Below are 4,128 nucleotides of genomic sequence, written 5' to 3'. Positions count from 1 at the left end.
TCTTTAGTCGCGTCTTCCTCCTTGTCCGCCGTAGCGCCTTCAGCGAAGGCGGATGAGCTGCTAACAGAAGCAGCTAAAGAAGGAGAAGGCGTGAGCGAAGCCGCATTGAGTGAAAGCTTTGCCTTCCCGCCACCAAGCCACGCCGCTGCGTTTATGAGCAACGCCAGCGATTTGTCCGCTGGTTTCACTTTGCAGGCGTATTCATTGGCGTCCATGCCGTGGGGGAACTTCACCCGAAACACTTCGATCCCGTGATCTTGGAACCGTTCCGCATCGCGCTGGGCAGCCCGCTCACCGGCCTCGTCCGCATCGTAAGCGATCCGAACTCGCTTCACGTTCTTGATCGCTTCCCAAAGCTCATCGGTAAACCCCTCCGTGCCAAAGAGACTCATCGCATAGGGGAACCCGTGCGCACAGAACGTCAACGCATCGAAGACCGCTTCGCACAGGATGACTTCGTCGGCAGGCAGGCACTGCCGGTTGAACAGCCCCCGATGCGGCCCCGGTGGATACAAGTGCTTGAGAGTGCCCGGCGTTACCCGCCGACCGTAAAAACTCACCACGTTTCTAGCTTCATCGTGGAACGGCACCACGATGCACCCGTTAAAATGTTCGTGGCCACTCTCGCGCCAAAGGCCCAACTGCGTAAGCCGGTTTCGCAACCGTTCGCCTTCCTGCCGGTTCTTATCCGGCAGTCGCAGTCCCAGCGTCCGATCGGCAAAACCCAGCTGGAACCGGTCGATGAGTTCATCGTTGTCCAGGCCTCGGCTGGTCAAATAGGCGCGCGCCGTCGGCGTTTCCTTGAGTCGTTGATGATAGTAGGCGGCAACCTGAGCCATCAACGTTGCGTCGTCGGCCTCCGGATCCAGCGGACACGGCAACCTCGGGATGGTCGATACTTTCAACGGTCCTTGATGGGAAGTTCGCCCTGCCACTGCGAAGGCAACACCGTGGCCGTGCGCTAGCACCTCGTGCGCGTGTCGGAATGAAACCCCGTCGTGATACTGCACGAACTGGATCGGGTTGCCCGCCTTGCCGCAGCTCATGCAGTGGAAGAGGCCCTTCTCCGGCGTCACGATGAAGTTGGGGCTGTCTTTGTCGGGGTGGAACGGGCAGCGCCCGACAAAATCTTTCGTGCCATGCTTCTTCAACTCGATCCCCCGGCTCTGCACCAGGGCCACCAGATCCGTCTCACGCTTCACGCGCTCGATCTCTTCTTCGGGGATGCGCCAGGCCATAGGAGCTAAGGTTCTGGGTTGTGGGTTCTCGGTTCTGGGAAAGAGACCATGCACGCAAGCAGGCGCTCGGCGTCGGGTTGCAGGTAACCCCATGTCCATTCCCACTCTCGTCCCCAGTAATCCCCTCTTAACCCATCCGTTCGCATCAGGATCTCCCATTGCGCCAGGGCTTCCTTGGGCGAGCGTTTGGCAAACTTGAGCAATCCCTGCCCGTCGTCACTCCAGCCGCAAACCGCTTGAAGTTCCTTCGGCCACGAATGATTGAACCATTCCCGGATCAATAGCCGGGCCTGACCCGCCACACTCGGATCAAGCCCACGGGAAAGCGCCCACCGTTCCCAATCGTCCCAAGGGTAATGCCCATAGGAACACGCGCACACCACGTCCCAAACGGGATCGAGCTTGGGCGGGGGAGGCGAAGATTTGCGAAGAAGCGTCAAGTCGGAACACGGTGGTTTTGACATGCCGATGAGTTACGCAATAGACTATATCCATGCAAGCCTATTCCGTATCTATTTTCCCCCTGGGTTACAGTCAATTCATGTCAACCGGTCGTCCAGCCAAGACCCAACGCACCGAGTTCGGTGAGCGATTACTCGCCGCCCGCCAGCAATTGGGACTCTCCCAAACCCAGATGGCCGAAAAACTCGGCATCACCCAACCTAGCTATGCGGGCTGGGAACGGCGGGAGACCGCTCTCAAACCCGATCATCTCCTCCACCTGGCGGAGATTCTTAATGTCAGCGTCGATCACCTTTTAGGCAAAGAAACAGGGCGCCAGCGGGGCGTAGGGCCCGCGGGCAAAGCTCGCCAAATCTTCGAGCGCGTGAGCCAACTTCCCCGCGCCACCCAGCAGCGCATCCTTGCCACCGTCGAAGATGCTCTCACCGCCTACGACGTCCGAAAAGGCAACGCCTGAATCGGAGCATTCTACGTGAATCGGTCATCGTCGCTTACCTGGGTCACTTTCCGTGAGCGTCAGCGGCCTGATTCCGCCTCGGGGGGTATAGAGGAGAGGGCAAGCCTTACCCCTTCCTCACGCAAGGTTTTCACGGGTCCGGCTCCGGTATGGCTCCGGGCTGATCCCGCTCCAGCCCTCGCGCTTCTCTCGCCCCGGTTCATCTCCATCTCCGCCCACGCTTGGCTCACGAGTGAGCTCCAACCAAGTCACACCCTCACTCCGGAGAGCAACAGCACGCCGCGCCAGAGATCACCAAATCAACTCTCACCGGTCCGATTGAGCAGCGCCCGAGGATGTCTCCGCCGTCAGGTGTTGGAGCCCTCTATGCCGTCATGGAAACGGGCCGCCACCGTCGCAACTTGGGTCACTCTTCGTGAGCATCAGCGACCCAATTCCGCCGCGTGTAAGCGCCGTCAAAGCGCGGACATCGGGGGGGATGGAGGAGAGGGCACGCCTAACTCCCACTCAAATCGTTTCCAACGGCTATCTCCCTACCGGCCCCCCACGTTCGCCGGCCCCTCTTGGAACATATCCGTTCCACCGCACACGCTCGAACGGTGCCTTTTCAGCTCCGACGGACTTTCTGCCACCCACAGTATTTCCCTGAAGGAACCCACCGTTCTTCGGACTAGCAAGTCAGGCCGACTCACTACTCCACGCGCTCGAATGGCCGCATTTTCCGTTCCGATAGACTTTTTGCCACCCACAGCTCGCGTCGCTCGCAGCTTGGGGACAAGCTCTAGGCTGGGAAGAACGTGCGCTGCTTGACGCTTACGCAATAGGAATTGATTCTCATGCCATTACTGTAGAGAGAGTCGACTGATCGTAAGCGCAACTAGCGCTGATCTTGCTTACTGGTAGGAACCAAGGCCGCAAGCGCCCGTTCGAAATTGTCTCGTGTTTCGAACCATTCGATCGCTTTACCAAAGCGCAGCTCATCGGAACGGCCTCCACCAGAATCGATCGCCGCTGGATTAAGAATAAAAAAACCATTGCGTCTCCAGTTCGGATCCATCCATGAAGCAGGCAAGGCATTAGCAGCCTTCTCGCCAACAATATGGCCTACTCTCAGCTCGCACCAAAGCACATCCCCTTGAATAATTATATCACTACTCTGCGGACTCGTAGGATCCTGAAGCGAAATCACGCGAGTTCCGTTGTTGATATCTGTGAGGAGTTCATAATTGATCCCCGATCCGAAAGTCTTGATGATCCTGGAAGCAGCCTGGCGCATGCAGGCGCATGACACAATTGTGACCATAATCACCGATATATTCACTAAATACTTCATTTGCAATTCCCGGTCTTGACTACACCACCACCGTCGATCGACTCAGTCCAATCGGCCCACAATCTGTATGGCACTCCTCCTGGTTCAATGGGGAGCCCATCAATCGGACGTTCGAATCTATCGCGAATCCCCCAGAATAACCTACCGCTAAAGGTATAAGAACAATAGCAACAGACAATTTCGACATCTATCTCATAGCCTCGAAGGAACGCAGTATTCCCTAGGATGAAAGCAAGCCCAGGAAATCCGGACCCAAGGTCTCGCAAAGTGACGTTAGGAGTAACTCGTTGGCCGCGCAGCGAGATGTGGCTTTTTATGACACGGCCCGAGTTTCGACATGTGTTAGACAATCTCTCAGCTTCAAGCTCGGCATCTTTCCGCGCCCTCTCTCGCCATTCTCCTATTTCGGGAGCGAAAACTCTCTGAATTTCATCGTAATGCCCCCTCAAGATGAGATCGTATTCAGCACCACTCCCAGCGTAATAGTGCTGCAAGAATGGGTTGAGAGGGTCAATGGGACCTGGGTCCACGAAAATGTCTCGTCCATCGGGATCGATTTTGGTGTTTGGTCCGTTCTCAACAAACGAATAATAGTTCAGCCCTCCTTTGTCGCCAATCGGATCCCTGGATAGCCACCT

General features: G+C 56.8%; 4 protein-coding genes. 1 reads left to right on the top strand and 3 read right to left on the bottom strand.

Going from position 1 to position 4,128, the window contains the following annotated elements; all coding sequences use genetic code 11:
• Both JNN07_19510 and JNN07_19505 read right to left on the bottom strand, forming a co-directional pair.
• The coding region (locus JNN07_19510) for a toprim domain-containing protein (GenBank protein ID MBL9169933.1) at window positions 1-1,238 on the bottom strand (1,238 nt) is incomplete at its 3' end.
• Between the two features lie 5 nt (window positions 1,239-1,243).
• Complete coding sequence (locus tag JNN07_19505; GenBank protein ID MBL9169932.1) at window positions 1,244-1,702, bottom strand: hypothetical protein; 459 nt, start codon at window positions 1,700-1,702, stop codon at window positions 1,244-1,246.
• Window positions 1,703-1,731: 29 nt separating this feature from the next.
• Between JNN07_19505 and JNN07_19500 the strand changes: the two genes are divergently transcribed.
• A complete protein-coding gene (locus JNN07_19500; GenBank protein ID MBL9169931.1) occupies window positions 1,732-2,157 on the top strand; it encodes a helix-turn-helix transcriptional regulator in 426 nt (141 codons plus the stop codon).
• Window positions 2,158-3,034: 877 nt separating this feature from the next.
• On the opposite strand, the gene JNN07_19495 is transcribed toward JNN07_19500, so the two are convergent.
• Entirely contained in the window at window positions 3,035-3,490 is a 456-nt protein-coding gene (locus tag JNN07_19495) for a hypothetical protein (protein MBL9169930.1), read from the bottom strand.
• Between the last annotated feature and the right edge of the window lie 638 nt (window positions 3,491-4,128).

Source organism: Verrucomicrobiales bacterium (assembly GCA_016793885.1).
Lineage (GTDB): Bacteria > Verrucomicrobiota > Verrucomicrobiia > Limisphaerales > UBA11320 > UBA11320.
The sequence above is the reverse complement of the archived record's forward strand: the minus strand, read 5'-3'. Positions and strand labels throughout refer to the sequence as shown.

Coding starts and splice junctions, on each gene's coding strand:
- JNN07_19495 (MBL9169930.1), bottom strand. CDS start 3,490: ATGAAGTATTTAGTGAATATATCGGTGATTATGGTCACAATTGTGTCA.
- JNN07_19505 (MBL9169932.1), bottom strand. CDS start 1,702: ATGTCAAAACCACCGTGTTCCGACTTGACGCTTCTTCGCAAATCTTCG.
- JNN07_19500 (MBL9169931.1), top strand. CDS start 1,732: ATGCAAGCCTATTCCGTATCTATTTTCCCCCTGGGTTACAGTCAATTC.